This window comes from Streptococcus sp. F2, from assembly GCF_056500955.1.
The window spans coordinates 1-24,944 of the sequence record NZ_JBWKAI010000024.1 but is presented as its reverse complement, the minus strand read 5'-3'; the positions used below and the strand labels follow the sequence as shown (position 1 = coordinate 24,944).

Genomic DNA, 24,944 nt, shown 5'->3' with positions numbered 1-24,944 from the left:
TCCGACAGAGGAAAAAGTTACATCTCAGACCTTCTTAACCCTTATTTTCTCACAATTTCTTCCATAACATAAGCTTCAATGGTATCATCAACTTTTAGGTCATTAAAGTTTTCAATCATCAAACCACCTTCTTGAGCATTACCGACTTCTTTGACATCGTCTTTGTAATGTTTCAAGCTGGCAAGTTTACCATCAAAAATAACGACACTATCACGGATAACACGAACACTTGAATCACGTGTCACCTTACCGTTGATTACCATAAAGCCACCAATTGTTCCCACTTTAGAAACTTTGAAGGTTTCACGAATAATAGCTTCACCAAGAACTTTTTCTTGGTAAACAGGGTCAAGTTTCCCTTTCATCGCTTCTTCCACTTCTTCAATGACTTTATAAATAATACTGTGAAGACGAATTTCCACATCATCCGTATCCGCTTGTTGACGAGCTTGTGGAGTAGGACGAACATTGAAACCAATAATAACAGCATTTGACGCCTCAGCAAGGGTCACATCGGATTCGTTGATAGCACCTACAGCAGAGTGAACGACATTCACACGAACACCTTCCACATCAATCTTCACAAGAGATGCTGCGAGGGCCTCAACAGAACCTTGAACATCTGCTTTGATGATGACATTAACAGTCTTAATCTCGCCTGCTTTAAGGGTATCAAAGAGGTTATCAAGACTAACACGTTGCGTGTTTTGACGCTGTTTGAGGAGGGCACGTTTTGAACGCTCTTCACCAGCTGCACGCGCAGCTTTTTCATCAGCGTAAACAGCAAAGTGATCACCAGCCATCGGTGTTTCATTCAAACCAGTAATAGAAACTGGTGTTGATGGTTCTGCAGATTTAACACGACGACCGAGGTCATTTACCATAGCGCGGACACGACCAAAGGTATTACCAACAACGATTGGGTCTTGAACATGAAGAGTTCCTTGTTGAACAAGAAGCGTAGCAATAGCACCTTTACCTTTATCCAAACGTGCTTCGATAACAGTACCAATTGCACGAACGGTTGGATCAGCTTTAAGTTCTTCCACTTCAGCTACTAAAAGGACAGTCTCTAACAACTCATCGATGTTTTTATTGAATTTAGCGGAAATTTCCACAAATTCACTGTCACCGCCCCAAGCAGTGGAGATAATGCCATATTCTGCCAATTCTGCAATGACACGTTCTGGATTAGCACCTGGTTTATCAATCTTGTTGATAGCAACAATGATTGGAACACCAGCAGCTTTTGAGTGATTGATTGCTTCAATCGTTTGTGGCATAACACCATCATCAGCAGCAACAATCAAAATCGTGATATCGGTAACTGAAGCACCACGTGCACGCATACTTGTAAAGGCCGCGTGTCCAGGAGTATCCAAGAAAGTGATTTTCTTACCAGCTTCTTCAATCTGGTAGGCACCAATATGCTGAGTGATTCCTCCAGCTTCTCCCGTTGCTACACGCGAATTACGCAAGGTATCAAGTAAGGTTGTTTTACCATGGTCAACGTGTCCCATGATGGTTACAACTGGTGCACGTTCCACAATGTTATCAGGATTGAGATAGCTTTCATCTTCAAAGAAACGTTCGATGTCCGCATCATCAACTTCTACTTTAGCCTTAGCTTCAATACCATAATCTACCATCAATAATTCGATAGTGTCACCATCTAAAGATTGGTTTTGAGTTGCCATAACACCCATCATGAATAATTTTTTAACAATTTCAGCGGGTTCACGTTTGATACGTTTTGCGATTTCGGCAACAGTCATGCCTTCCGTGTATTCAAATTCTTTTGGCAATTCATGGAATTTACGCTCGGTTACTGGTTTTGGAGCAGTATTGGTATTCTTAGTATTTTTGCCTTTTTTGGTCTTCTTGTTTTTGTTCCAGTTACTATTCTTTTGATTTCTCACTTGGTTTTGACTATTCCAACTCTTCTTATTTTTCTTTTGTCCCTCTTCTGAATGGTGATCCATGTCACGATTCTTTTCAGGACGGGTTTGTTTTTTACGACGGTTATCTGATGGCTTTGTGACAGCTGCTACTGGAGCAGCCATTGCAACCACAGGTTCAGCAGTTTTCGCTGTCGCCTCGCGACGATTATTTTCTTCAGCCTGTGCTTGAAGAGCTGCTTCCTTAGCTTCTTGTCTGGCAACTTGAGCTAAGCGTTTAGCTTCTTCTTGTTCGCGGAAGCGGGATTCGCTCTGGCGAGAATATTCTGCATTCTGCTCAGCCTTTAAGGCAGCTGCACGGGCTTTAAAATCAATTCTAGGTCCACTTGGTTGAGCCTGTTCTTGACGTCTGTTATCAGCAAAGCGATCATTTTGACGATTCCCATTTGTAAAGGAACGGTTACGGTCACGATTGCCAGTCTGCTGACGGTTATCGTTGCGATTGCTTCCATTTGATGGTCTCTGATCAAATCGTCTATCTTTTGATTGACCTTGCGAGCGATGACCACGGCGGTCTTCGGAACGATTTGTGCCTCCTGCTTGCCGACGCGCAGCTTGTTCTTTCGCCCGCGCTTCTCTCTCCGCTTTAAAATTACGGCTCTTTGGTTTAGTAACCGCAGGTTTTTCGGCTACCTCAGTCACTGCCTGCTTTTGTGTTGTTGCTACTGATTGGACAATGTCTTTAGGCTTATCTGATTGAGAAGGCTCAGACGCGTTAATCGTTGCAGGTTTGACAGGCTTTGTAATGGATTGAGATGTCTTTGCGATAGGTTTAGAGGCTTTTGAAAAACTTGAGACAATCTTTTTAGCATCCGCTTCTTCGACACTTGAGGCATGACTTTTCACGTCCAACCCTAAAGATTTGGCCTGTTCTACCACTTCTTTACTACTTTTACCAATTTCCTTGGCAATTTCATGTAATCTTTTCTTTGACAATTTGTGTCCTCCTATTCGTCTATTCCATAAGAGTCCTCATTTTCTTTGAAAATCCAGCATCTGCAATGGCAACAACCTTCCTCGGCTTACCTAATGCAGCACTTAATTCCAGTGCACTAAACACTGTGGAGACTTCTACACTATAATAATTACTTTTATCTGTTACTTTTTTTGTCACATTGGGGCCAGCATCATTGGCTAGAAAAACCAGTGCTACTTGGTGACTTTGAATGGCTTTCACCACCAATTCTTCGCCAGAAATCACTTTTCCAGCCCTTTGAGCTAGACCAATGAGATTAGATAATCTTTCTAAATTAGTCAAGACCTAACTCTCTTCTTTTGACTTTGTGATCAACATAAGCAATCAAGTCATCGTAAAAACTTTCTGGAATATCCATTGAAAAACTACGATTAAAAACTTGTTTTTTCTTGGCCATTAAGGCCTCTTGATTGTCTAATTTGATATAGGCACCACGACCATTTTGTTTACCAGTTGGATCAATGAAAACTTGACCATCCTTTGTTTTGACTATCCTTAGGAGATCTCGCTTGTCAATGATTTCACCAGAAACAAGTGATTTTCGTAAAGGTATTTTTTTGACTTTAGACATCAAACACCTCTTTTCTTATACTTCCTCGTTAGCGGCACTATCGTCAGCAACTGATTCTTCCATCGCCATCGCTGCTTCTTTTTCAGCCTCAAGTCGGTCATAGTCACTAGCTGATTTAATATCGATACGGTAACCAGTCAAATGTGCCGCTAGACGAACGTTTTGCCCACGACGACCAATGGCTAATGACAATTTGCTATCTGGGACAACAACTGTCGCACGTTTAAGGTCATCATCATCAAAGAGAACCATGTCCACTTCAGCTGGTGCAATGGCGTTATAGATAAATTCTGCTGGATCATCTACCCATTGAATCACGTCAATGTTTTCTTCGACTGGAATCTCAAGACCTGTCTTAGCGTCCAAACGTTTAGGATGGAATTTGCTAATGACTTTTTTGATATTGCTTCCGCCACGTCCAACAATGGTTCCGATAGCATCGACATTCGGGTTATGACTGCGAACAGCAACCTTTGTACGATCTCCTGCTTCACGAGAAACACTCATGATTTCAACAGTTCCATCGAATACTTCAGGAATTTCTTGCTCCATAATCCGTTTGATAAATTCAGGATGGCTACGACTAACAAAAACGTTAACCCCTTTAGGATTATTTTCAACCTTGTAAACATAAACCTCGATACGGTCATGTGATTTGAAAGTTTCTCCTGGAATTTGATCCTGGTGTGATAATTGTGCTTCAAGTGACCCTAAGTTAACATAGATAAAACGTTGGTCAAAACGTTCAACTGTACCTGTCATGATTTCACCTTCATGCTCTTTGTACTCGTTGAAAGTAACTTCCCGCATTTGGCGACGCATTTTTTCCATAATAGTTTGTTTAGCTGATTGAGCAGCAACACGCCCAAATTCATTAACAGATTCCTCAAAACGAATCTTATCCCCTAATTCATAGGCAGAACTGATCGCAAGAGCATCTTTTAAACTAATTTCAAGACGGCTGTCAAAAACTTCTTCAACAACCTCACGAACCGTGAACACTTGAAAATCAGCGGTTTTTTCATTAAATTCAATAACACATGATTCTGCCTGACCATAGCGACGTTTATAGGCTGACTTTAGTGATTCTGTGACTGCATCAATAATATCTGCCTTATCAATGTGTTTTTCTTCTTCCAAAATGCGGAAGGCTTCTAGCATTTCTTTGCTCATAATGTTATCTACCTTGCTTCTAAAGCTTGGCAAAAATCCTTTCTTAAAGTAATACATCCACGGGCCCTCAGGGCTCAGTTAGTTTCGTTCCATTTGAATTGGTTGCTAGCCATTGGGTATCCGGCTAATCTTGACTCAATAACTATAGTTTAACAGCTAAACGAGCTTTAGCAACTGTTTGGTAAGGAATGTCTACAGTCTTATGGCGAGTCTTGTCAAGGTAATCAATCGTCAATGTCTCACCATCAAAAGCAAGTAAATCACCTTGAAAAACTTTAACCTTGTCAATTGCTTTATAGAGGCTCACATTAACATAAGAACCTACTGCTGCTTTTAAACTCTCAACAGTTTTCAAAGGACGTTCTAAGCCAGGACTCGATACCTCTAACATATATTGATCCGGAAAAGGGTCTGGTGTAATGGTGTCTAGCAAGGGGCTAATAATATCCGTTAAATCAGAGGTGTCCTCTACCGTGATACCGCCTTCTTTATCAACCAAAATGCTAAGGACATAGTCACTCCCCATTTTTTCATACTCAACGTCTACTAATTCATAGGGTGCCTTAATCTCAGGCGCTACCGTCTTGGTCACGATATCAATAATAGATGTGTTTGCTATTTTGATTACCTCCTATACTTTCTAATGGTCATTAGGCCAAAGGCCTCTTCAAATTCAACTCAATACAAAAGTGGCGAGAGACTTCTCACCACCTTTCTGTATTATTTAAAGCTATTATACCACAATAAAAAAGGAATGCAAGAAAATATGTTCCTTTCCTCATAAGCAGGCCTTATCACGTTCAGCTTTAAGGTCTATTGTCACCTTTTAGTGGGACAGGCAAACCATATCCCTCGTCACACAAATCGATACCGTTGTTATAACAAATACCCAAGTTCTCACGGGTATTTGTTTGATATCAAAAGATGGGCAAAAAACCTAAAACCATTCATCTATCAATGGCATATAAGGAGAGGAGGGGATTCGAACCCCCGAGCCCCGTTAAGGACTACACGCTTTCCAAGCGTGCGCACTCGGCCACTATGCGACCTCTCCATAGATAAAGAAATTGATGGAAACACCAACCTCTTTAGTTTATCATGTTTTACTGAAAAATACTACTAGAATTTTGCTTCAACACGGTAAATCACTTGACCCTTACTCGAAAACTTTTCTTCGTATTCGGTCATCACGTTGTTTTCAAAGTCACTCGCATGCAAGTCAAGCCAAACCTGTTTCAAAGTCATGCCGTATTGGGAGAAGCTCGCTAAACTGTATTCAAACAATCCACGATTATCTGTTTTAAAATGAATTTCCCCATTTTCAGGTAGGATACGCTTGTAAGTGTCTAAAAAGTCTTTATAAGTCAAGCGACGTTTCTCATGCTTGGTCTTTGGCCATGGATCTGAGAAGTTCAGATACATCATGTCCACTTCACCATCCTCAAAATAATTAGTTAAACTTGATCCATCCACTCGCAAAAGTTTGACATTGGGGGCTTCTGAGGCTATTACCTTATCCAAGGCATAGCTTAGGACAGATAACTGGATGTCAATACCAATATAGTTAATATCAGGATTTTTCAAAGCCATTCCTGTAATGAAACCACCTTTTCCTGATCCAACCTCGATATGGATAGGATTAGCGTTTCCAAAGACGTCGTGCCAACGGCCCTTGGCATCTTCTGGATTTAAAATCACATAGCGTGGGTTATTAGCTAAGTGCTCTTCGGCACCTTTCCGTTTTCTAACTCGCATTATTTCTTTCTAAACATTTCTCTAAATTTTCGCAGGGCATAAATCTCCTGATTCACATGCTCCATATCACGCTTGTCAAAACATTTTAGGATTTGTGTCAGGTAAGAAAATTGACCATACCAAATGATTTTTTGCATGACCTTGTCATTATTTTTATAGCCATAATAAGATAACCATTCTGCCCAGCGAGACCTTGGAATATAATGGCTCAACAAGTAGGCAACATCATACATCCGATCAGTCAGCCGAACAGAATCCCAGTCCACCAGAAAAATCATGCCACTGGTGGTAATTACCCAGTTGCTATGTTTGATATCTCCGTGAACAATGGTTGCTACTTCTGAACGAAATTCTGGCAAACTACGTTTAAGCTCTTTAACGATAGCTTGCAAGTAGGAATTCTGTTGAATTTGCAAAGGTGCATTTTGCTCAAAATCAACCAATAAATCATAAGGATTTTCGATTTTATAGTTAAGTTGGAGTAATTGATTAACCAGCTTTTTAGATTTATGGAGGCGTAGCAAAATATGAACAATTTGTTTACTGTTCATGTCTTCCTTAGTTAAGGTGCGACCATCAAGCCATTCCTGGGCGCTCATCATGTCTCCATTACCCATGCGTTTGGCCCAAAGCAATTGTGGAGCAATCTGTTCTTTGGCTAAGGCAGGTAGGATAGGTGTTGTGTTTAATTTAATGAAGACACATTCTCCATTTGGATAAGTGCCCTTATAGGCTTTGCCACTCTTTCCCCGCAAGGGAGTCAAAGCAAGATCTTGTTCTGTCGTTGTCACCTTATCACCCCTCCTTTTCTATCTTTTCTAATCGTTTATTCCTATTTTACTTGTTTTAGACTACTTAGTCAATTATCTTCTTCAACTTATAAGGGAGGTAGAAAAGTGTAATGACTCCCATGACCACTACTAAAATAAGGGCTTTTTCTAAAGAATGGCAGAGCAGGAGGTTGATAACTAATATCAGACAACTTAATCCTCTCAAAAAAGTCAATAGGTTCGCCCGCTTCCCTTGATGATTCTCTGGATAAAGACTAGTCATGTAGTGGTAATCGTAATGGTGGTAAAGAGACAACAATTGAAAAAGAATCAAATAATTAAAGACCAAGGCTAAAGCCACTGATAGGTAAGCGTTAGAAATAAACAGCAAGGCTAGGGAACTCAATAATAATAAGCGTAAAAAGAGTCCTAAATAGTCTGAACTTCGTAAAAAAGCTTTTAAATAGAGCGTTAGCCAGAGGTGCTTACTATTTTCTTTTACCAATTTTAGAAGAGGATTTAAATAAAATCTTTTCTTAACCTTTGTGGAAATTCCCTTAACATTTGTGAAAAGAGAATAAAACTTTAAGATAGCCTGTTTACGATTACTCTCAAAAGCAATGGCTTTTTCCCAATCCAGTCCATCTTTCTTTAAAAATTGTCTTACTTTATACCCCAAAAGGAGTCGTTTAAGAGCTAGTAATCCCAAAAGCAAAAGAGCAAAAGTAAATAGGGAGAAGCCTAGGCGATTGAAGATCGGATATAAAAAGATGAGGATAGCTGTCTGTAAACAGCCCCAAATCACAAGAGCAGAGCGCTCAGCTTGTTTAATATGAGCAACCACAGCTTCTTCTTTCGGAAGTAGAAAATGGTGATCAGGCTCTTCTAAATAAGTTGCCACCGAGCCCAAGTGAAGCAATAACAGCATCCCCACCATTAGAAAGAGCCATATAGGCCAATGGTTACTAGGAAAATGCTTCAATAACTGGCTGTATTGCACCAAGCAAAAACCAAACAAAAACATCAGGACCAAGACAAAATGGTCATTAAAGACATAGCGCAGGTATTTGCTTTGTTGTTTTTGAAAGTCTAGACGGCGTTTCAGAAATAATGCTTTCATGCTTAGCCCTCTTTTGTCAATGCCAGGTAAATATCGTTAAGGCTAGCAGAACCATCACCAAACGCATCCTGCAAGTCAGCAAGCGTTCCCTGAGCCCGTACTTGACCATGATGCAGAATGACAAAACGATCACACATTTTCTCAGCAGAGTCAAGCACATGAGTACTCATTAAAATCGATTTGCCTTTGGCTTTTTCAACCTCCAAAGTCTGAATCAAGTCTGAGATAGCCAACGGGTCTAATCCTAAAAATGGCTCGTCAAGGATAAACAGACTCGGATCAATCACAAAAGCACAGATAATCATGACTTTTTGCTTCATGCCTTTTGAAAAATGAACAGGAAACCAATCTAATTTATCAGCTAAGCGGAACATCTTTAAAAACGGTTCTGCTCGTTTTTGTGCCAATTCCACGTCAATATCATAGGCCATAGCCACAGTATTAATATGCTCTGCCAAAGTTAATTCTTCATAGAGGCTAGGTGTCTCTGGGATAAATCCAATTTTCTTACGATAGGCAGCTGGATCTGCAGCCAAGGTTAGTCCATCAATCGAGATTTCTCCCTGATAAGGTTTTAAAAAACCAATAATTTCATTGATAGTTGTTGATTTTCCAGCTCCATTTAAGCCTATCAACCCAACTAATTCACCATTGCCAACAGAAAATGAGACCTCTTTTAAAACGGGAATATTGAGGTAACCCCCCGTTAGATTTTCAATGTTTAACATATAAATTCTTTCTAGTTTTTGATATACTTATAGTACATTATAACAAATTCAACTAGAGAAGGTGATATAAAATGGAAAATTGTATTTTTTGTAGCATCGTTCAAGGAGACATTCCTTCCTCCAAAGTTTACGAAGATGAGCAGGTCCTTGCCTTCTTGGATATTTCACAAACCACATCTGGTCACACCTTGGTTATTCCTAAAAAACATGTCCGAAATATGCTGGATATGGATGCTGAAACGGCGAGTCAGACTTTCGCTCGCATTCCTAAAATTGCTCGCGCTGTCCAAAAAGCAACAGGTGCTCCTGCCATGAATATCATTAACAACAATGAACCTCTTGCAGGACAAACGGTGTTTCATGCTCATGTCCACTTAGTTCCTCGTTATCATGAAGAAGATGGTATCTCAATCCAGTACACTACTCATGAACCTGATTTCCCAGCCTTGGCAAAATTAGCAGAGCAAATTAGCCAGGAGGTGACATCATGAAAACCAAAACCTTCCTAGCATTAGGACTTCTAGCTTTTGCAGCTTACAAAGGTTACCAGAAACGAGACCTTATTAAGGAAACTGTAACAGCAGGCTTAGATGCCAAAGAAGCTATCCAGTTTGATTTAGATAAAATCAAAGGTGACTTGGCCCTTATTCAAGATCAAAGCCGTCATATTCAAGACATGGGACAAGATTTGACTTACAAGTGGCGAGTTTTCAATCAAGAAACACAGGCGCACTTGTCTGAAATACAAACTCGACTTGCCAAATACCAAGACAAAACAAACACTAACTCTGACATTCCCTCTCAATCGGATATCTAACAAGTACCAACACGTGTGCATCATATTTAGACTTAGATAGACAAAAACAACCAACTGAGTATTCTCAAAAATAGAATGCTAAGCTGGTTGTTTTTGTTTCTTTATTTTGTGACAGAATCTAGCCATCAACTCTTCCAAAAATACATACAATCTAGCCTTAAGGAAGAGAGGTGGTTGTACCGGCAGAACCTCCATCAGAAGTACTATCACTAATTACTGGAACTTCTGCTTGCGGCGCTGGAACTACGGGTACACTACTTGATGTTGTAGTGTCTTGAGCGCTAGCATTTCCCTGATAGGCTGAACTCGTCTCACTTCCACCTGAGTAAGAAGAATAGCTGTTACTATCAGAATAGGATGGGCTTTGCCCTGAAAAATCATAGCTATTATCAGAAGATTGGCCCTTGCTTGAGCCATAAAGGTTTTCATAGACTGTGGCACTGGTCTTAAGTTGAGTGACCTTACGAAGTCCTAATTCACCTCGAATACGATTTTGGGTTTCTAATAAGTGGTCAGAAGTGACAATTTGATAAGAACCACCATCAGACAAGGTCGCATCTTCTCCTTTTAATTGATAAGTTTTTATCGTTTTGAGGGCATCCCGATAACCTAATAAACTTGGAATGGTATTTGATGAAATCTCAATATTAGTCTGCATATTTCCACTTACTGCAGATAAAATCTTACGATAAGAACTAATACTGTCTAAGGCAAGAATTTTTTTCAGCACTTTCTGAATCACTTCCCGTTGACGCTTTTGACGCCCATAGTCACCTTCTGGGTCATCATAACGCATACGAGCATAAACCAAAGCCTGTTCTCCATTAACCTTATGAGTCCCAGGGGCAACTGTAGCTTGGTATTCTGGTTCATTATCTGCAATTGAGATGGGGAAATCAAACTCGTTGGTTACGGTAATGCCGCCAACCGCATCCACCAAATCAATAAGCCCTTGCATATTAATCTGAACATAATTATCAATAGTGATATTCAAAAGATCCTGGACAGTCATGATAGCCATTTGGGCACCGCCTGCTGCGTAAGCAGCATTCAACTTAGCTTCAGCTCCATTCATGTCATTGTTCTTTGGTCCAGACAAGGTGATGAGAATGTCGCGTTCTAAGCTGGTCATGGTTGTTTTTTTAGTTTCCGGATTGACCGTCACTAAAATCATGGAATCACTATTTCCTTCCCATTGGGAAGTTCGCTCTGAGGAACCTGTATCTACCCCCATCAACAGAATAGAAAAAGACTTGGTCTGCTTAATCGCATCACTTTTTTTGGAAGATGTCGAAAAGTCTTTAAAGGTTTTTGATAGTTCTCCTGTTGAGAAAGTATAAGCACTCGTTAGATAAACACCTAGCGCCAGGACTGTCGTCAACACAATCGCCATCAACATTACTATTATTTTTTTTCCAATTTTCATTGATTCACTTATTAACCCAGAGGCATACACATGCGGTAAACAGCCAGGTCATCTCCATCTTTTGATATGGCACCATTTTCTATGGTGCCGTCAATATGAAAGCCATATTTTTTATAAAGGTGAATAGCTCTGCTATTTCTCACCTGAACTTCTAACGTAAGAGCTTCGATATAAGGGGTCTCCTGAGCCCAATCCAGTGCAACTTCTAGCAGCAACTGACCAATACCATAACCACGATAAGGCTCGGCAACTAACATAAACAAGTCAACAGCAGCTTTTTCGGCAGACAGCATTTCTCCAGCAAGATTAAGGAGGCCTATGACTTGGCCATCTATTTTCGCCAACAAGCAAAAATCAATCAAAGATTCTTGGCTTCTTGCTAAAAAGCTGGCTAAGTCTTGAGGAGTTGCCTCTAACATCGGTTCAATACCAGTGATAAAATCAGTTTCCTCGGCTGCGGCTGATATCAAAGACAATACTGCCTTTGCATCTTGTGGCTGCCCTTCTTCAAGCGTAACAGTTTTCTCACTCATGGGAAATTGCCTCAAGTAACTGCTGTGAATGCTTACCATGAGCTACCACGTCTAACTGTCGTCCATCGTTTTGTTTGGTAATGGTAATCTCCAAATAATCCTCTAGCAATCCTTCACCTAACAATTCTCCCCATTCAATAACAGTAACACCGTTACCAAATAGAAAATCATCTAGGTCAATAGAGTCTGGGTCATCACCAATTCGATAGACATCTAAGTGATACAGCGGAAGCCGCCCTTCGTATTCCCTGACAATGGTATAGGTGGGACTTTTAATCATTTGGTCAATACCTAAACCTTTGGCAATGCCTTTGGTAAGAGTTGTTTTTCCTGCACCTAAATCACCAGTTAAGACAATGACATGTCCCGCCGATAAGCAATTCCCAATCGTTTGCCCATAAGCAATCAGGCTATTTTCATTTTCACTATAAAACATAGCCATATTATATCAGAAAAGAAAGAGACTTCCAAGCGCCACCCTAAGGTGTCTTTCAGATTGAAGCGTCCCCTCCTTTCTAAACGTCAGTTGAGGTAGAACAACAATGAAAAATACTCTCTTAATTGGAAACCAAATCCAACTACGAGAGTATTTCTCTATGAGTATCATTTTTTGTTAAAGAATAGCTAAAATAATGAAGTTTAGGATAAACAAGAAGGTCGATCCCCAAAGAATTGGGTGGATTTTGTTAGCTTCTCCCTTCACGATTTTCACTAAGCAGTAAAAGATAAAGGCTGCCGCGATACCATATGAAATAGAATAACAAAGTGCCATAAAGAAAGCTGCGAAGAAAGCTGGAAGAGCATCTTCAAATCTACTCCAATCGACATCAAGGAAAGAAGAGACCATCATCACCCCAACAATAATTAAAGCTGGCGCTGTTGCTGCTGCCGGAACAATACCTACTAATGGCAATAGTAATATTGATAAAAGGAAGCACACAGCTGTTGAGACAGCCGTTAAACCTGTACGCCCACCATCAGCGATACCTGCGGCTGACTCGACGTAAGTTGTCGTATTTGATGTTCCAAACAAGGCTCCGATTGACGTACCAATCGCGTCTGCAAAGAGAGCACGGTCCATTTTTGAACTAAATCCAGTACTGTTTTCAAGGGCATTCTCATCTTCTTGCGAGAAGATACCTGTACGGCGACCCGTACCGATGAATGTCCCAATGGTATCAAATGTATCTGATAAACTAAAAGCAAAAATAGTCATCAAAACAAGTGGCAGGCGGCTAGAATCACTAAAGAGTGACTGCATACCACCAAAGGCAGCCAAGAAGGTGGTTCCAAGTTCTGAAAAAGCAGATCCAATGTGATTGCCATCAAAGTTAAGAGTTGATAAATCAACAACTCCCATAGGAATTCCCGCAAGTGTTGTCGCAACTATCCCAATCAAGATAGCACCACGAACATTTCGGATAACCAACACTGCTGTTAATAACAATCCAAAAACAGCTAATAAAACACTTGGATCAGTGAAGGTTGAAATAGCTGGCACTACTCCCCCATTCGCATTAATCGAAAACACACCGTCAGCAAATGTTTTAGCGGTAGCTTTGGCAGGCTCGACACCGTTCACAGTTACAATATTAGCGGCTGAAGCAGAAAAAGTAATGATGTTTGCATTTTTAAATCCTAAATAGGCTACAAAGACACCAATCCCACCACCAATCGCATGTTGTAAGCTGACAGGAATAGCCTTAATAATGCTTTTACGGAATTTGGTAACTGTAATAAAGACATTAAACAAACCACAGATAAAGACAATTGCCAAGGCTTCTTGCCATGAAAACCCAAGTCCAAAAACAACTGTGTAAGTAAAGAAAGCGTTAAGCCCCATCCCTGGTGCTAATGCATAAGGAACATTGGCAAATAGTCCCATAATCAAGGTTGATATAGCAGCTGCAATAATTGTTGCTAAAAACACTGCCTTAGAAGGCATCCCTGAAGCACTCAAAATGCTAGGGTTAACAAATAAAATATAGGACATGGCAAAGAATGTTGTTAAACCAGCCATAATCTCAGTTGAAACACTGGTTCCATTCTCTTTTAACTTAAAAAACTTTTCCATTTAAATGGAGTCTCCTTAACTAATCTTAGGTAAAATCAAAAAAGCCCCTATCTAACCAATAGATAAGCTCGAATTACCTTATTATTAATTGTTCGTATTCTATCGAACGATAAAATTATATTACCATTTTATCGTTCTTTTTTCAATGCTTTTTAATTATTTTTTTGATTAAAAAAACAAATTTTAGAACTTTTTCTTAATGAATGCGCTTAATTTAGCTTTCTTCTTCCACTGACGACAAAATCTGATATAATTTAACCATGACTAAAAAAATGATTGCTATCGATTTGGATGGAACTTTGTTGCACCATGACAATACCATCTCTACTTATACCCAAAAGACTATCAAAGCCGTTCAAGACAAGGGCCACCATGTCATTATTTCAACAGGAAGACCTTATCGCATGGCCTTGGATTATTATCTCCAACTTGATTTGAAAACCCCTATTATCACTTTTAACGGCTCTTTAACTCATATGCCAGAACAAAAATGGGCCTTTGAACATAATGTCACCTTAGATAAAGACTATTTGTTAAAGTTACTCAAATATCAAGATGACTTTCAAATGGACTTCATTGCTAGTGAGTATCGTCGAAACTTCTACATTACGATGACTAAACCTGAAAGCATCGATCCTCAACTTTTTGGTGTTGACGAAATCACGCCAGATATGGCTTTGGAAATTACTAAAATTACTCGAAACCCAAATGCTTTACTGATGCAGACGCATCACGAGGACAAATATGCCCTTGCCAAAAACATGCGTGCTTTCTTCAACGATGAGATTGAAATTGATTCTTGGGGCGGTCCTCTTAATATCCTTGAAATTTCATCCAAAAACATTAACAAAGCTTACGCCCTAAATTACCTTCTAGGTATCTTCAATATGGATAAAAAAGACTTGATTGCCTTTGGTGATGAACACAATGATACTGAGATGCTGGCCTTTGCTGGAACTGGCTATGCTATGAAAAATGCAAGTCCAGTCTTACTTCCTTATGCCGACCAACAACTCGATTTTTCAAATGAAGAAGATGGTGTGGCCAAAAAATTGGAAGAGCTTTTCTTATAACAACAAACGAAACCCTTTGTTTTCAGAAAACAAAGGGTTTTCTTGTTGGGATGTTTACCTCAAAATGAAAACGACTCTAATTATTTCAACATTTTTCAGCATATTCTTCATTTTATACAGCATGAAAATACCTGTTATATCAATAATCTACCTATTTAGCACCAAATTCTGAAAATTTTTTCATATTTTGTACTATTTTTCCGAAAGGGCTTGATTTTTTAGTGAAAACGTTTTAAAATAGAGACGTTCTTGAATTTCGTTTAAGTGAAAAAGAATTGCCAAAATTTAGTTTTGGAAGGAGATTATTCTTCTTCATTTCAACGAAAAATATTTTAAAGGAGGAAGAACAAGAATGGGTATCGGTATTATTATTGCCAGCCATGGTAAATTTGCTGAAGGTATTCATCAATCAGGTTCTATGATTTTTGGTGAACAAGAGAAAGTTCAAGTTGTTACTTTCATGCCAAATGAAGGACCAGATGATTTATATGGACACTTCAACAATGCTATCGCACAATTTGATGCTGATGATGAAATCCTTGTACTAGCTGACCTTTGGAGCGGATCTCCATTTAACCAAGCTAGTCGTGTGGCAGGAGAAAATCCTGATCGCAAAATGGCAATCATCACTGGTCTCAACTTGCCTATGCTTATTCAAGCTTACACTGAACGTCTTATGGATGCTGGTGCAGGTGTTGAACAAGTTGCTGCAAACATCATTAAGGAATCTAAGGACGGTATTAAAGCCCTTCCTGAAGAACTTAACCCAGTCGAAAAAACTGCTGCAACTGAAAAAGTTGTTAACGCACTTCAAGGAGCTATTCCTGCTGGAACTGTCATCGGAGACGGTAAATTAAAAATCAACCTTGCTCGTATTGACACACGCCTTTTACACGGTCAAGTGGCAACAGCGTGGACACCAGCTTCTAAAGCTAACCGTATCATCGTTGCTTCAGATGAGGTTGCTCAAGATGACCTTCGTAAGCAATTGATCAAGCAAGCAGCACCTGGTGGTGTTAAAGCTAACGTTGTTCCAATCAGCAAATTGATTGAAGCTTCGAAAGATCCTCGTTTTGGTAACACACATGCACTTATTCTTTTCCAAAACCCTCAAGACGCCCTTCGTGCGGTTGAAGGTGGTGTTGAAATTGAAGAATTGAACGTTGGTTCAATGGCTCACTCAACTGGTAAAACAATGGTTAACAACGTTTTATCAATGGATAAAGAAGACGTTGCTACTTTTGAAAAATTACGTGACTTGGGTGTTAAATTCGATGTCCGTAAAGTACCTAACGATTCTAAGAAAAACTTATTTGATCTTATCCAAAAGGCTAACGTTAAATAAGATTCAAACGCTATAAGGTTTTAAAACGGTTGCTCATTACTTAGCTAATAGCCAATCGTTTACTACACTTCGAAAGGATTACAAAATGTCAGATATTTCAATTATTTCTGCAGTTTTGGTCGTTGTCGTTGCCTTCTTTGCTGGTCTTGAAGGTATCCTCGACCAATTCCAAATGCACCAACCACTTGTTGCGTGTACGTTAATCGGTCTTGTAACTGGTCACCTTGAAGCTGGTGTCATCCTCGGTGGTACACTTCAAATGCTTGCTCTTGGTTGGGCAAACATCGGTGCTGCCGTTGCCCCTGATGCTGCACTTGCTTCTGTTGCTGCTGCTATCATCATGGTTAAAGGTGGCGACTTTACTCAAAAAGGAATTACATTTGCTTATTCAACAGCTATCCCACTTGCTGTTGCTGGTCTCTTCCTTACAATGATCGTTCGTACTTTGTCAACTGCCCTTGTACACGCTGGTGACAAGGCTGCCTCTGAAGGTAACTTCGCAGGTGTTGAACGCTTCCACTTTATCGCACTTCTTCTTCAAGGATTGCGTATCGCTATCCCTGCAGCTCTTCTTGTTGCTGTTCCTACTTCAGCAGTACAATCTGTTTTGAATGCTATGCCAAACTGGTTGAACGAAGGTATGCAAATCGGTGGTGCTATGGTTGTTGCCGTAGGTTATGCTATGGTTATCAACATGATGGCTACTCGTGAAGTATGGCCATTCTTCGCCCTTGGTTTTGCTCTTGCAGCTGTTACTGACTTAACCCTTATTGCTATGGGTGTTATCGGTGTTGCAATTGCCTTCATCTACCTTAACCTTTCTAAAAAAGGTGGCAACGGTGGTAATGCAGCAGGTTCAGCTGATCCAATCGGCGACATCTTAGAAGACTACTAGAAAGGGGTAAGAACAAATGACTGAACAAATTAAATTAACTAAATCAGACCGTCAACGTGTTTGGTGGCGTTCACAATTCTTACAAGGTTCTTGGAACTATGAACGTATGCAAAACATGGGTTGGGCTTACGCACTTATCCCTGCTCTTAAAAAATTGTATACATCTCCTGAAGACCGTGCTGCTGCTCTTGAGCGCCACATGGAATTCTTTAACACACACCCATACGTTGCTGCTCCAATCATCGGTGTAACACTTGCCCTTGAAGAAGAGCGTGCAAATGGTACTCCAATCGATGACAAAGCTATCCAAGGGGTTAAAATTGGTATGATGGGACCTCTTGCTGGTATCGGTGATCCAGTATTCTGGTTTACAGTACGTCCTATCCTTGGTGCGCTTGGTGCTTCTTTAGCTCAAGCTGGTAACATCGTCGGTCCTCTTCTATTCTTCATTGGATGGAACCTTATCCGTATGGCCTTCTTATGGTATACTCAAGAATTTGGTTACAAAGCTGGTTCTGAAATCACTAAAGATATGTCAGGTGGTATCCTCCAAGACATCACTAAAGGGGCATCAATCCTTGGTATGTTCATCCTTGCCGTTCTTGTTCAACGTTGGGTATCTATCAACTTCACTATTGACCTTCCTGGTAAACAATTGTCAGAAGGCGCTTATGTGGTCTTCCCAGACGGTGCTGTAAAAGGTGCTGAATTGAAAACTATCCTTGGTCAAGCAATGGGTGGTATGAGTCTCGATAAAGTTCAAGCTCAAACCCTTCAAGGTCAGTTGAACTCACTTATCCCTGGTTTAGCTGGACTATTGCTTACATTCCTTTGCATGTGGTTATTGAAGAAAAAAGTTTCTCCAATCGCAATCATCATTGGCTTGTTTGCATTTGGTATCCTTGCTCACGTTGCACATATCATGTAATCAATCTATTGAAGTCTGGGACTCTCTCAGACTTCTTTTTTGATGAGATTTTGAGCAAACTCATGTTTAAAATATGGTATAATAACTAAAACTAATCAGTGAAAGGAACTCACATGGCTCAATCTTTAAACACAAGTGTCGAGTACAAGACAAAGGCTGTTTCCTACCTTGGAATAGGAGGAAAAGTCGGTCACATCTTACTGGGTGACAAGGCCCTTGAATTTTATAACGATAAAAATGTCAATGACTACATCCAAATTCCCTGGTCAGCCATTAATCACATTGGTGCCAATGTCTCAGGAAAAAAAGTTAGTCGTCACTTTGAAATTTTTACGGATCAAGGCAAGTTTTTATTTGCTTCTGGAGACTCTGGAAAGATTTTAAAAATCACCCGCCAACATATTGGCAATGATAAAGTGATCAAATTGCCAACCTTGATTCAAACACTTATAGCAAAACTATTTCCAAAAGCAAAAAAATCAGAGTAGACTAACTGCTCTGGTTTTTTATCGGTTATTTTTTTACTTTTTGAAGAAGCAATTGAAAGAAAATTGAAATCAGTTCACCTAGTGAACCAGCTATCCTTACAATCCTTTAGTCTTCAAATGGAAAGGTGCGATCCACCCACGACAAGACCTGGTAAAAACCAAGTTGTCTAAAAAGAACAATTCGAACCTTTTCAAGCCCAAAAGCTAAAACGTAAATAAGAAAACTCACGCCAAAAATCAAAAAAGGATAGACAAAAATAGGCGCGTTGACAAAGGGTTCTGCAAAATCTCGGATAACAAATTTAACGAGCAAAGGATGAAGATGCCCTAAATAGACACCTAAAGTTGTTGGAGAAACTAACAGAATAAAAGACCACAACAAACTGTTAGGTTGGATGGTCATTTTAGCAAAAAGGATAAAAAGAGCAATGGCCCCCAAAGTTAACGTTGGAGAAACATACCAGTACCAAATATTACCTACCATAAATTTCATGACATAAGTCGCAATCAAGGATAAGAGATAAGTCATTACCAAGTACCTTGTCTTGAAGACCTCTAGGTCAATCCTTCTCAAATAGGCACCAATAATATAAAGAATGATGAGCCAAGTCATTTCAAATCCTTTACTCAAGGAGAATTCTGCTACCCTGTTATTCATTAGTGCAGGCACCAATGAGAAAATCGTCAGCATCAGTATCACAAGCCGTTTTAATTGACGATCAGACATGGCTTTCAAGCCACCATTTATCATGGGCATAAAAATCAAGAGTCCAAAGTAAGCAGTCATGTACCAGTAATTACCGCTAACAATAGGAAAAAGAGCTTGTCGCCAGTTAGTTAAGCTCACTGGAAATCCCAGCAAAGCGAAAACCAAGGTCATTCCGAAAGTGTAAAAAAAGACCTGCACCCAAACAGAGAGTAACTTAGAGTATCTATAGTGAGAGTATAAGCCAACATAGCCACTGATTAAAGCGTAACAATTAACCGCACCATAGACAAAAACTTGAATGGCCCAGGTTGTAATAAAATAAGCATCTGCTTGACCTTCTACACTTGACCTCAGACCACCTTTTCCTAAAACATGTGTAATCACAATCATAAACATGGAAATGATACGTAAAAGGTCCAAGCCATAGTGATGCTTATTAACCAATAATGTGTTTTTTTCTGACATAATCTTAGTTTACCACAAGTCTCTTTCTTAAAAAACCATTAAGGCTCTTTTACGACCAGCTTTCTAAAGCTTTACACAAACACTTGTGCTTTTGAATTTAGGAAAAAAGTTCTCCTGGTAAGTGTCTAGAGTTTCGAGAAACGTAAAATTGAATACCCTATAGCTTAAGAGAACGAAAAATTCGTTCTCTTTTTTCATTATCTAAAAATAGTGAAAGGAAAAATATAGATGTCAAATAATTTAGAAATAGTTATGGATATTGATACTCTAGATATATTTGAAGTGATAGATCTTGATGAAGAGAAAGAAGTGACTGTTTCAGATTCTGAAACTTTTCCTAAAGAAGAGAAAGCATCTCCATATGATGATCTAAACAGAATTTGGTTAAGAAATGGTTATTATTACAAACCTTCTAGTCTACTTTGGGAAGTTATTGAAAATGGTATTATTCACGATTTGAGTCCTAGAAATAAACATGGTACTTATGGATAAGGGGTTTTTACATAATCACATTATTTTCAATACAACCAATGAGGTAACACTGAAAAAGTTTCGTTGGCAAAAAAATACAGCCCGCAACTTATTTCAAATTTCAAATAAACATGCCGAGTTATACGGTGTTAAAATTCTAGAGCCCAGATTAAGAACGTCCTATACAGACTATTCGGCTTGGCGACGTCAAAACAATTTTAGTTACGAGATTAAACAGCGTTTAAATTTTCTCTTAAAGCACTCCATTTCAGTAGAGGATTTTCAACAGAAAGCGAAAGCCCTTGATCTTCATATTGACTTTTCTGGGAAGTTTGCCAAGTATCGCTTACTGGTTCCTTTAGATGGCAAGTTACAGGAAAAGAATACAAGAGATCGCACCTTATCAAAGAAAAGGATTTACTCCTTTGAACAAATCCAAAAGCGTGTTGCGATGAATGAAGTGGTTTACACGGTAGACCATATCAAAGAAAAGTATGAGGAGGAACAAGCTAAAAAGGCAGAAGACTTTGAAATGAAGGTAAGAATTGAGCCTTGGCAAATTTCTGAGGTCACCAGACAGTCTATCCATCTTCCGGTTGCTTTTGGCATAGAACAGAAAGGAACAGTTTCGATTCCAGCTCGACTGTTAGACCAGAATGAAGATGGAAGCTTCACAGCCTACTTTAAGAAAAAAGACTATTTCTATTTTATCAATCCAGACAAGTCAACAGATAATCGCTTCATCCAAGGGGGCACTTTGGTAAAACAATTGTCTTTGAATAGTGGGGAAGTGATTCTCACTAAAAATTGGGAAATGACAGAGTTAGAAAGACTGGTTGAAGAGTTTAACTTTTTGTCGGCTAACAAGGTAACGAATTCTAAACAGTTTCAGGAGATGCAAGAACGCTTCTTAGAACAATTAGAAAAAACGGATCAAACACTGGAGCAGTTAGATAGTAAGGTGGCTTATTTAAACAAAGTATTAGGAGCTTTATCAGATTACCAAGATGGCTTGGTCCCATCTGAAGTCACGATGGCAATTCTAGAAAAAGCTAAAGTGCCTAAACATACGGACCGCAATCTTATCCGAAAGGAAATCAAAGAATTACAAATAGAGCGTGAGGCACTTCAAGAAGCCAGAGATCGTATTGTAAAAGACTATGATTTTGCGAATGAGATGGAGCAAAGTTATGATCATAAGCATCATCACTCAAAAGGTCATCTACGATAAAAGGAGTCATCATGCAAATTGAAACATTATTATTATCAGATATTACCCCTTACAACTATAATGCCAAAAATTCTCTTAAGCTCAGAAGTTAATAATGAGCAGATGAGAGACTTGCTTGTTGGTTTAGGTTATGATCCAACCAATGAGATGGCCCTAGCTTTAGTAGTGCTTCAAAGAGCCTTGAACGGTGATATTAAGACTTTCTCCAAAATTCAAGATGTGATTGATAGAGATTAAGCAAAAAGTCACCCCCAAACGAGAGTGACAGATGAGCTGTTAGTGTTAAAGCAATGAGAAAAAGAATTAACAGCTCACGTCATTATAACATAAGCTATCTTTAATAGCGAGAACGCAAAAATCGCCACACTTAGTGCGACGATGATGTTGAGAGGGAGATGTATTTGAATACTAATGCCTAATAAGAAAGTTGACCTCTCAACACTAGTAGTATAGCATAGATTGGTTTAAGGATTCTATTTTTTTATATGACTGTTATGATTGTATCTTGCAGTAAGGTAGTTTTTAAAATCCTTTTGTTGTAACAATAGCAGAGAAGAATTACTATTAATAAACCAATGTGCTACTTGATGGGGCGACTTTAGAATAATCGATAATTTGATTATCAAAGTTCATTAATAATTTTTTAGCTGCTCCGACAGTTATAGGGTCATCATCCCTGTCAATGACTTTTCCATCTGCTAAATTTATTTTTTCAATGCCAAATTTAGTTCGCATATCATAACTATAATCTGTTCCTCCACCATGATAAATGACCCATACTGTATCTGGATGTCCAAGAAAAGCGTTAATCAAGTAAGGGTCTTTTTTAGCTTTTTTCTTTAAATTTTTAATGGATCGATTATTAGGATCAACTTTATAGATATCTTTGACTGTCATTTTCTTCGTTAAGGGGGTTTCAAAGCTTCTTATAAGTGTCCCTTCTTTTGGATGTTCTTTTTCCAGTGTTGCGCGCTGTTGTGACACTTGTTGCTCAGTTGAGGCGAAAGCCTGTTGGGAAATAGCCAGAGGACATAATAGTAATCCTATCCCTAAGGCTAAAGAAATCTTATTTTTCATAATATATGTATCCTTATTTATTTGTGACCCTATACCAAGATCCATTAACTGGATTATGAGTATAGAAGAATAGCCAAGAACCTTCACCGTTAACATATTTTCCTTGACCGTTTCCAATGACTGCTCTAGAAACAGGTTTTTTAGATTCATAAGTACGGTAAGCTTCATATTCATTTCCAACTAAACCGCTGTCTCCAACAGATTCCCAAAATAACCAAGTTCCAGTTCCTTGTGCAGCCTCAAATTTAAGTTCTGAAAAACGCCAACCTGACCCTGAGAAGGGTTGAGAACGATAGCTTTGTCCTAAAGTAAGAATCTTAGGATTATTGGTAGCCCTATAAGGAGAGGCAGACCTGACTAAAATTGGAGGGTTGATATAGTCAACCATGCCTTTATTAGGAATTTCTGTATCTTTGTACTGCTTATAAGACATTAGCTTCCCTTGATTATTTGAAACAATAGTAGAATCAAATGTCGAGCTTCCATTGAGATTGTAAATAAATCCGCCCTCTGGTAAAGCTTCTACAATTTGATTATCATTGATAACTGGAGATAATAAATCTGGAGTGGTTGACTGATATTCAGCTGCAGAGACAGTGGCGCAGGCTCCTAATAGGAAAAGTGATGTAATTGATAAGATAAGGGATTTTGGTTTCATGGAGTTTCTCCTTTTTATAATAGCTCACCTTATTAACGCTTAGCCTCCTTTCTTACTAATTAGGTGATTAGTTGTTAACTTTATTATATAATAATTTAAAATAACAGCGCATACATGGCAAATTGCTAACTTTATTATATAACGATTTGAAAAAATAGTATATATGTAATCGCTTATTTTTTTATTTGAGGTGTCAAAATGTTTGATTTAAGTTAAAATAGACTTATGAGATTTGATGAGAAAATTTTTGTGATTGAAATGGCTAAACTACGTGAGAAGGAGTTTTTGAAACGGATTAGAGATTATGACGAACAAATAGCTACGACAATGCGCCAACACGGCTATAAACGAGTGGATAGTAGCGAGCGAACAGTTCTCTTTACTTTTGGAGAAGTGACGACTTCAAGAAGCCGCTGGAGAAAAGGAAGAAAGACCCGCTACCCAGTAGATGAGTGGTTAGGACTAAAACCTTATATGCGCTACTCTCCTGAACTCATGCTTCATATGGCGGAACACGCTTCTAAATTATCTTATCGGGAAGTTTGTCGTACAATTGAAACAGCTTATGGCTTATCAGTGACAAAAGATGCCGTCTTAAAAGCTGTCAAACTAGCAGAAAGACTCTTTTCAGAGAAAGAGCACTATCGTTTCTTACAGCACGTAGAACATCCACAAAAAATCCAAGCAGAAAGAATCTACTTGGAAGGGGATGGAGTCATGGTCAAAACAACATCAGGAGGAGATGAACGTCATAATACAGATTTGGCTCATTTTTTAATCCATACGGGATCAAGAAAGATTGGTAAAAATCGCTATATTCTACAAAATAAGCATGAAATTATTAACGCTAACTATGATCAAGCAAGAGAGGAGCTATTAGACTATCTCTACAATCACTTTGAGATAACGGATAAGACCATCCTCATTACGAATTCAGATAATGGTAAAGGCTATACCAAACGTGTCTTTCAAGAGGTTAAGAAAGCACTTGGCATTAAGTATCATGAGCATTTTTGGGACAGCTATCATCTCAATAAGCAGTTGAAAGATTTTTTCAAGCCTTATCCGTATGTCTTACAGGATTTAGTTTTTAAAGCTATTCAAACTCATAAAAAGTCATTATTAGAAACTGTCTTTGATACAGTAGAAACACTGATAGAAACTGAGGAAGACTATATTAACTATTATGCTTTTAGGCAGAAACTCTTTAGAAATTTTAGGGATACTAGGCCATCACAATTACGAGGGCTAACCTCTCGTGGTATAGGTGCCATGGAAAGCCAGCATCGCAAAGTGACTTACCGTAAGAAACATCGTGGGATGTATTGGTCAGTAACAGGTGCTTGTACCATGGCTAAAATTATCTTATTGGAACGGATAAATAAACTAGGTGACCTCTTCTTTGGCGACTGGCGAAAGCAGTACCAGAGGTATCGAGGCAGGGGCTTAGGTGCTGGCCATTTGGTTAACCATTATCCTCATGATGCAGTGGTGATCAAGCGATGACTACAAAAAATCTATCTTATAGCAACCGCTAAAACATTAAATTTTAGAGGCTTTTTTGGTGTGTTTATGCCCACGCCAAACGCATGAAGAAACTTTTGTTTTCAGAAAACTAGATTCATAATGACAAAATCAATCAAAGTAGTACACTATAGATGAGGTGACTACGATGATTGATTTTATTATTGCTATTGATAATT

25 protein-coding genes, 1 tRNA gene and 2 pseudogenes are annotated in these 24,944 nt (G+C 39.0%); 11 read left to right on the top strand and 17 right to left on the bottom strand.

Annotation, left to right across the window (positions count from 1 at the left end):
• Positions 1-41: 41 nt before the first annotated feature.
• The 10 genes from infB to ACYTR8_RS07835 form a co-directional block, all read right to left on the bottom strand.
• Positions 42-2,894 carry a translation initiation factor IF-2 gene (infB, locus tag ACYTR8_RS07880; protein ID WP_269760164.1) on the bottom strand — a complete coding sequence of 951 codons (2,853 nt, stop codon included), beginning with the start codon at positions 2,892-2,894 and terminating at the stop codon, positions 42-44.
• 19 nt (positions 2,895-2,913) lie between these two features.
• On the bottom strand, positions 2,914-3,216 hold the full coding sequence (locus ACYTR8_RS07875; RefSeq protein WP_015017337.1) for a YlxQ-related RNA-binding protein: 303 nt from the start codon (positions 3,214-3,216) through the stop codon (positions 2,914-2,916).
• Positions 3,209-3,505 carry an RNase P modulator RnpM gene (rnpM, locus tag ACYTR8_RS07870; RefSeq protein ID WP_003057040.1) on the bottom strand — a complete coding sequence of 99 codons (297 nt, stop codon included), beginning with the start codon at positions 3,503-3,505 and terminating at the stop codon, positions 3,209-3,211. The genes ACYTR8_RS07875 and rnpM overlap by 8 nt, the downstream gene beginning before the upstream one ends.
• A 15-nt stretch (positions 3,506-3,520) precedes the next feature.
• Positions 3,521-4,678: a transcription termination factor NusA gene (gene nusA, locus ACYTR8_RS07865; protein ID WP_003052330.1), complete on the bottom strand. Its 1,158-nt coding sequence runs from the start codon at positions 4,676-4,678 to the stop codon at positions 3,521-3,523.
• A gap of 142 nt (positions 4,679-4,820) precedes the next feature.
• Entirely contained in the window at positions 4,821-5,303 is a 483-nt protein-coding gene (rimP, locus tag ACYTR8_RS07860) for a ribosome maturation factor RimP (RefSeq protein ID WP_111717421.1), read from the bottom strand.
• A gap of 342 nt (positions 5,304-5,645) precedes the next feature.
• Positions 5,646-5,732 (bottom strand) — tRNA-Ser (locus ACYTR8_RS07855).
• Positions 5,733-5,797: 65 nt separating this feature from the next.
• The gene (gene trmB / locus ACYTR8_RS07850; protein ID WP_111717423.1) at positions 5,798-6,433 is read right to left on the bottom strand and encodes a tRNA (guanosine(46)-N7)-methyltransferase TrmB; all 636 of its coding nucleotides are present in this window, start codon (positions 6,431-6,433) and stop codon (positions 5,798-5,800) included.
• The gene (gene ccrZ, locus ACYTR8_RS07845) at positions 6,433-7,224 is read right to left on the bottom strand and encodes a cell cycle regulator CcrZ (protein WP_003052472.1); all 792 of its coding nucleotides are present in this window, start codon (positions 7,222-7,224) and stop codon (positions 6,433-6,435) included. The genes trmB and ccrZ overlap by 1 nt, the downstream gene beginning before the upstream one ends.
• A 64-nt stretch (positions 7,225-7,288) precedes the next feature.
• The gene (locus ACYTR8_RS07840; RefSeq protein ID WP_479641965.1) at positions 7,289-8,323 is read right to left on the bottom strand and encodes an ABC transporter permease; all 1,035 of its coding nucleotides are present in this window, start codon (positions 8,321-8,323) and stop codon (positions 7,289-7,291) included.
• A gap of 2 nt (positions 8,324-8,325) precedes the next feature.
• On the bottom strand, positions 8,326-9,051 hold the full coding sequence (locus ACYTR8_RS07835) for an ABC transporter ATP-binding protein (protein ID WP_218654770.1): 726 nt from the start codon (positions 9,049-9,051) through the stop codon (positions 8,326-8,328).
• Between the two features lie 71 nt (positions 9,052-9,122).
• On the opposite strand from ACYTR8_RS07835, the gene ACYTR8_RS07830 reads away from it, so the two are divergent.
• Both ACYTR8_RS07830 and ACYTR8_RS07825 read left to right on the top strand, forming a co-directional pair.
• Positions 9,123-9,542 carry an HIT family protein gene (locus ACYTR8_RS07830; RefSeq protein WP_012767493.1) on the top strand — a complete coding sequence of 140 codons (420 nt, stop codon included), beginning with the start codon at positions 9,123-9,125 and terminating at the stop codon, positions 9,540-9,542.
• Positions 9,539-9,868 carry a chemotaxis protein gene (locus ACYTR8_RS07825; RefSeq protein WP_269760169.1) on the top strand — a complete coding sequence of 110 codons (330 nt, stop codon included), beginning with the start codon at positions 9,539-9,541 and terminating at the stop codon, positions 9,866-9,868. The genes ACYTR8_RS07830 and ACYTR8_RS07825 overlap by 4 nt, the downstream gene beginning before the upstream one ends.
• Before the next feature lie 157 nt (positions 9,869-10,025).
• On the opposite strand, the gene lytR is transcribed toward ACYTR8_RS07825, so the two are convergent.
• From lytR to ACYTR8_RS07805, 4 genes are all read right to left on the bottom strand, one after another.
• The gene (lytR, locus tag ACYTR8_RS07820; protein WP_111717431.1) at positions 10,026-11,294 is read right to left on the bottom strand and encodes a glycopolymer--peptidoglycan transferase LytR; all 1,269 of its coding nucleotides are present in this window, start codon (positions 11,292-11,294) and stop codon (positions 10,026-10,028) included.
• A gap of 11 nt (positions 11,295-11,305) precedes the next feature.
• The gene (locus tag ACYTR8_RS07815; RefSeq protein ID WP_111717434.1) at positions 11,306-11,827 is read right to left on the bottom strand and encodes a GNAT family N-acetyltransferase; all 522 of its coding nucleotides are present in this window, start codon (positions 11,825-11,827) and stop codon (positions 11,306-11,308) included.
• The gene (gene tsaE / locus ACYTR8_RS07810; RefSeq protein WP_269760209.1) at positions 11,820-12,263 is read right to left on the bottom strand and encodes a tRNA (adenosine(37)-N6)-threonylcarbamoyltransferase complex ATPase subunit type 1 TsaE; all 444 of its coding nucleotides are present in this window, start codon (positions 12,261-12,263) and stop codon (positions 11,820-11,822) included. Before tsaE ends, ACYTR8_RS07815 begins: the two co-directional genes overlap by 8 nt.
• 177 nt (positions 12,264-12,440) lie before the next feature.
• The gene (locus ACYTR8_RS07805; RefSeq protein WP_479641964.1) at positions 12,441-13,901 is read right to left on the bottom strand and encodes an NCS2 family permease; all 1,461 of its coding nucleotides are present in this window, start codon (positions 13,899-13,901) and stop codon (positions 12,441-12,443) included.
• Between the two features lie 260 nt (positions 13,902-14,161).
• Between ACYTR8_RS07805 and ACYTR8_RS07800 the strand changes: the two genes are divergently transcribed.
• The 5 genes from ACYTR8_RS07800 to ACYTR8_RS07780 all read left to right on the top strand — a co-directional run bounded on the left by ACYTR8_RS07800 (position 14,162) and on the right by ACYTR8_RS07780 (position 18,630).
• Positions 14,162-14,974: a Cof-type HAD-IIB family hydrolase gene (locus ACYTR8_RS07800; RefSeq protein WP_129556179.1), complete on the top strand. Its 813-nt coding sequence runs from the start codon at positions 14,162-14,164 to the stop codon at positions 14,972-14,974.
• Positions 14,975-15,326: 352 nt separating this feature from the next.
• The gene (locus tag ACYTR8_RS07795; protein ID WP_003056651.1) at positions 15,327-16,319 is read left to right on the top strand and encodes a PTS sugar transporter subunit IIB; all 993 of its coding nucleotides are present in this window, start codon (positions 15,327-15,329) and stop codon (positions 16,317-16,319) included.
• A gap of 85 nt (positions 16,320-16,404) precedes the next feature.
• Positions 16,405-17,214 (top strand): PTS mannose/fructose/sorbose transporter subunit IIC, encoded by an 810-nt coding sequence (locus ACYTR8_RS07790; RefSeq protein WP_003052492.1) that lies wholly within the window; start codon positions 16,405-16,407, stop codon positions 17,212-17,214.
• A 16-nt stretch (positions 17,215-17,230) separates the two neighbouring features.
• Positions 17,231-18,142 (top strand): PTS system mannose/fructose/sorbose family transporter subunit IID, encoded by a 912-nt coding sequence (locus tag ACYTR8_RS07785; RefSeq protein ID WP_269760171.1) that lies wholly within the window; start codon positions 17,231-17,233, stop codon positions 18,140-18,142.
• Positions 18,143-18,255: 113 nt separating this feature from the next.
• Complete coding sequence (locus ACYTR8_RS07780; protein ID WP_003052496.1) at positions 18,256-18,630, top strand: DUF956 family protein; 375 nt, start codon at positions 18,256-18,258, stop codon at positions 18,628-18,630.
• A gap of 106 nt (positions 18,631-18,736) precedes the next feature.
• On the opposite strand, the gene ACYTR8_RS07775 is transcribed toward ACYTR8_RS07780, so the two are convergent.
• Positions 18,737-19,804, bottom strand: a complete 1,068-nt coding sequence (locus ACYTR8_RS07775; RefSeq protein ID WP_111717442.1) for an acyltransferase — start codon at positions 19,802-19,804, stop codon at positions 18,737-18,739.
• A 228-nt stretch (positions 19,805-20,032) separates the two neighbouring features.
• On the opposite strand from ACYTR8_RS07775, the pseudogene ACYTR8_RS07770 reads away from it, so the two are divergent.
• From ACYTR8_RS07770 to ACYTR8_RS07760, 3 genes and pseudogenes are all read left to right on the top strand, one after another.
• Positions 20,033-20,290: pseudogene (locus tag ACYTR8_RS07770) on the top strand (hypothetical protein); the annotation flags it as partial.
• Between the two features lies 1 nt (position 20,291).
• Positions 20,292-21,506: pseudogene (locus ACYTR8_RS07765) on the top strand (helical hairpin domain-containing protein); the annotation flags it as partial.
• 18 nt (positions 21,507-21,524) lie between these two features.
• Positions 21,525-21,743: a hypothetical protein gene (locus ACYTR8_RS07760; protein WP_269761059.1), complete on the top strand. Its 219-nt coding sequence runs from the start codon at positions 21,525-21,527 to the stop codon at positions 21,741-21,743.
• 327 nt (positions 21,744-22,070) lie between these two features.
• Here ACYTR8_RS07760 and ACYTR8_RS07755 read toward each other — a convergent pair whose 3' ends face one another.
• The gene (locus ACYTR8_RS07755) at positions 22,071-22,583 is read right to left on the bottom strand and encodes a hypothetical protein (protein ID WP_003057381.1); all 513 of its coding nucleotides are present in this window, start codon (positions 22,581-22,583) and stop codon (positions 22,071-22,073) included.
• Positions 22,584-22,596: 13 nt separating this feature from the next.
• Positions 22,597-23,241, bottom strand: coding sequence for a hypothetical protein (locus tag ACYTR8_RS07750; protein WP_269761058.1), 645 nt, complete (start codon positions 23,239-23,241; stop codon positions 22,597-22,599).
• A 225-nt stretch (positions 23,242-23,466) separates the two neighbouring features.
• Between ACYTR8_RS07750 and ACYTR8_RS07745 the strand changes: the two genes are divergently transcribed.
• Positions 23,467-24,747: a UPF0236 family transposase-like protein gene (locus tag ACYTR8_RS07745; RefSeq protein ID WP_479641963.1), complete on the top strand. Its 1,281-nt coding sequence runs from the start codon at positions 23,467-23,469 to the stop codon at positions 24,745-24,747.
• The last annotated feature ends 197 nt before the right edge of the window (positions 24,748-24,944 follow it).

What these genes read in the sequence shown, in the direction of transcription:
- rnpM (WP_003057040.1), bottom strand. Translation starts at nt 3,505, where the DNA reads ATGTCTAAAGTCAAAAAAATACCTTTACGAAAATCACTTGTTTCTGGT.
- nusA (WP_003052330.1), bottom strand. Translation starts at nt 4,678, where the DNA reads ATGAGCAAAGAAATGCTAGAAGCCTTCCGCATTTTGGAAGAAGAAAAA.
- trmB (WP_111717423.1), bottom strand. Translation starts at nt 6,433, where the DNA reads ATGCGAGTTAGAAAACGGAAAGGTGCCGAAGAGCACTTAGCTAATAAC.
- ACYTR8_RS07840 (WP_479641965.1), bottom strand. Translation starts at nt 8,323, where the DNA reads ATGAAAGCATTATTTCTGAAACGCCGTCTAGACTTTCAAAAACAACAA.
- ACYTR8_RS07835 (WP_218654770.1), bottom strand. Translation starts at nt 9,051, where the DNA reads ATGTTAAACATTGAAAATCTAACGGGGGGTTACCTCAATATTCCCGTT.
- ACYTR8_RS07830 (WP_012767493.1), top strand. Translation starts at nt 9,123, where the DNA reads ATGGAAAATTGTATTTTTTGTAGCATCGTTCAAGGAGACATTCCTTCC.
- ACYTR8_RS07825 (WP_269760169.1), top strand. Translation starts at nt 9,539, where the DNA reads ATGAAAACCAAAACCTTCCTAGCATTAGGACTTCTAGCTTTTGCAGCT.
- lytR (WP_111717431.1), bottom strand. Translation starts at nt 11,294, where the DNA reads ATGAAAATTGGAAAAAAAATAATAGTAATGTTGATGGCGATTGTGTTG.
- ACYTR8_RS07815 (WP_111717434.1), bottom strand. Translation starts at nt 11,827, where the DNA reads ATGAGTGAGAAAACTGTTACGCTTGAAGAAGGGCAGCCACAAGATGCA.
- tsaE (WP_269760209.1), bottom strand. Translation starts at nt 12,263, where the DNA reads ATGTTTTATAGTGAAAATGAAAATAGCCTGATTGCTTATGGGCAAACG.
- ACYTR8_RS07805 (WP_479641964.1), bottom strand. Translation starts at nt 13,901, where the DNA reads ATGGAAAAGTTTTTTAAGTTAAAAGAGAATGGAACCAGTGTTTCAACT.
- ACYTR8_RS07800 (WP_129556179.1), top strand. Translation starts at nt 14,162, where the DNA reads ATGACTAAAAAAATGATTGCTATCGATTTGGATGGAACTTTGTTGCAC.
- ACYTR8_RS07795 (WP_003056651.1), top strand. Translation starts at nt 15,327, where the DNA reads ATGGGTATCGGTATTATTATTGCCAGCCATGGTAAATTTGCTGAAGGT.
- ACYTR8_RS07790 (WP_003052492.1), top strand. Translation starts at nt 16,405, where the DNA reads ATGTCAGATATTTCAATTATTTCTGCAGTTTTGGTCGTTGTCGTTGCC.
- ACYTR8_RS07785 (WP_269760171.1), top strand. Translation starts at nt 17,231, where the DNA reads ATGACTGAACAAATTAAATTAACTAAATCAGACCGTCAACGTGTTTGG.
- ACYTR8_RS07780 (WP_003052496.1), top strand. Translation starts at nt 18,256, where the DNA reads ATGGCTCAATCTTTAAACACAAGTGTCGAGTACAAGACAAAGGCTGTT.
- ACYTR8_RS07775 (WP_111717442.1), bottom strand. Translation starts at nt 19,804, where the DNA reads ATGTCAGAAAAAAACACATTATTGGTTAATAAGCATCACTATGGCTTG.
- ACYTR8_RS07755 (WP_003057381.1), bottom strand. Translation starts at nt 22,583, where the DNA reads ATGAAAAATAAGATTTCTTTAGCCTTAGGGATAGGATTACTATTATGT.
- ACYTR8_RS07750 (WP_269761058.1), bottom strand. Translation starts at nt 23,241, where the DNA reads ATGAAACCAAAATCCCTTATCTTATCAATTACATCACTTTTCCTATTA.
- ACYTR8_RS07745 (WP_479641963.1), top strand. Translation starts at nt 23,467, where the DNA reads ATGAGATTTGATGAGAAAATTTTTGTGATTGAAATGGCTAAACTACGT.